The 1766-nt window shown below is 65.3% G+C and carries 2 protein-coding genes and 1 pseudogene; 2 read left to right on the forward strand and 1 reads right to left on the reverse strand.

Translation table 11 applies throughout. The features are described 5' to 3' along the window. Nucleotides 1-280 (forward strand): MerR family DNA-binding protein (locus JCM25156_RS25210; protein ID WP_025813810.1); only part of this gene is annotated, 280 nt, incomplete at its 5' end. On the opposite strand, the gene JCM25156_RS15585 is transcribed toward JCM25156_RS25210, so the two are convergent. Continuing rightward, nucleotides 258-1376: an AI-2E family transporter gene (locus JCM25156_RS15585; RefSeq protein ID WP_025813812.1), complete on the reverse strand. Its 1119-nt coding sequence runs from the start codon at nucleotides 1374-1376 to the stop codon at nucleotides 258-260. The two genes, JCM25156_RS25210 and JCM25156_RS15585, sit on opposite strands and share 23 nt — an antisense overlap. Nucleotides 1377-1540: 164 nt before the next feature. Between JCM25156_RS15585 and JCM25156_RS15590 the strand changes: the two are divergent. Further along, a pseudogene (locus JCM25156_RS15590) lies at nucleotides 1541-1766 on the forward strand (hypothetical protein); the annotation flags it as partial.

The raw sequence follows: 1766 nt of genomic DNA on the forward strand, positions 1-1766 counted from the left end.
CCTGTCGCTGGCTGAAATCCGGCAGGCCCTCGAATCCCTGCCCGATGGCCGCCAGCCCAACCGGCGCGACTGGCGGCGCATGTCATCGGCGTGGCGGCAGTCGCTTCAGGACCGGATCGAAAACCTTGTCAAACTCCGCGACCAGCTTGAATCGTGCATGGGGTGCGGCTGCGTGTGCTTTCAGGACTGCCCGCTGCACGCCCCTGATGACGCGCAGCCCCCCCCTGCATCCGGGCGGGTGAACGGGAGCTGGCGGGTCAGACGCGCTCGTCATCCTTGAGTTTGGGGATGGCGCGGTCGGCCGTGGCCAGAAGCGCGGCCGTCAGGGGGGAGGCCAGGATAAGCCCCGGAACGCCAAGGATGGTGCCAAAAATCGTCTGGGACAGGATGGTCAGCCCCGGCGGCATCTGCACCGCGTGGCGCTGGATCAGGGGGGCCATGACATTGCCCTCGAAAAACTGGATGGCGGTGTAGAGACCCATCACCATGAATCCCTCCCGCGTGCCCTGTGAAAGGGCGATCAGAACGGCGGGTATGGCGCCGACGAAAGCGCCGATATAGGGAATGAAATTGGCCAGCCCCGCCACGACCCCCAGGGCGAGCGCCAGCGGCACGCCAATGCACCACAGCCCGATAAAGGACAGCAGCCCCACCACGGTCATGTCCAGCGCCTGTCCCGCCGTCCAGGCCCACAGGGTGCGCCCCGCCGTCAGCAGCAGGTCACGTGAGCCCTTGCGGTATTCATGCGGGACAAGCCGCAGCATGCCGTTGACGTACAGTTCCGGCGATATGGCGAAATAGAGCCCCGCGATCAGGATCACCGCCAGCGTGCCCGCCGCGCCGAAGGCGGAGGAGACGAATCCCGTCATCGACCCCGCCAGCGAGCCGAACCCGCCCCCGCCCGAGGATGGCTGGTTCCCCCCCAGCGAGGCGGGCAGGTTGTCAAGGATCATGCGCCCGGTGGAGGAATGGCCCATGCTGTCGCGCAGGCTGTGGGCCTGCGTGCTCAGCGCCGTGCGCAGTTTCACGGCCTGTTCCGATATTTCGGGGCCGCTGCTCCAGATCAGGCCGGTCAGCGCCGCGATCAGTACGCTTACCACGGTAGTCAGGGCCAGCCAGTAGGGAATGCGGGCGCGGCGTTCCACGATCCCGGCCAGGTTGTGCAGGATGACGGCCACCAGCGTGGAGGCGAAGATGACCATCAGGACATCCCCCACCACCCAGATCAGCATGACCACCACGGTCATGGTCAGCGCCAGCCGCAGCAGGACGTAAATGCGCGCCAGCTGGGCGGCGCGGGGGTCGGTGGTCTGGTTTCTGGCCTGTTCGTGCGCGCCGGGGGAGGGAGAGGATGCCGATGGGGAAGTGGCTGTCATCGATATGTCCGTCTGGTATGCGGGAAGCGGGCTGGGCGGAACGTGGTGACCGCGGGGAGAGACCCCATAACGTATCGGAAGGCGAATAGGCTGGATCGGACCGGATTTCCATAAGGTGAAACCGGTTTTATGGCATTGCGCGCAACCGGACCGATGCGGCATTGATGAACCTGAGCCGTAGGCCATTCTCACCCATCGGGAAAGAGCGCGATGTGAACAACCCGAACATTTCACCCACAATCAGTACCTTTTTTGTCTGTATTGGAGCGGCCGAACTCGCGCTGGCGGTAAGCACGTTCGCCATCGGCACGGGGGAGTTCGCGATGATGGGCGTCCTGCCCGATCTGGCCCGTTCGCTCGGGGTGAGCGTGCCGGTGGCGGGTCACGTCA

The sequence above is a fragment of the Komagataeibacter kakiaceti JCM 25156 genome (genome assembly GCF_000613305.1).

Bases quoted from the DNA above. Each gene is read 5' to 3' on its own strand.
- JCM25156_RS15585 (WP_025813812.1), bottom strand. From the start codon at position 1,376: ATGACAGCCACTTCCCCATCGGCATCCTCTCCCTCCCCCGGCGCGCAC.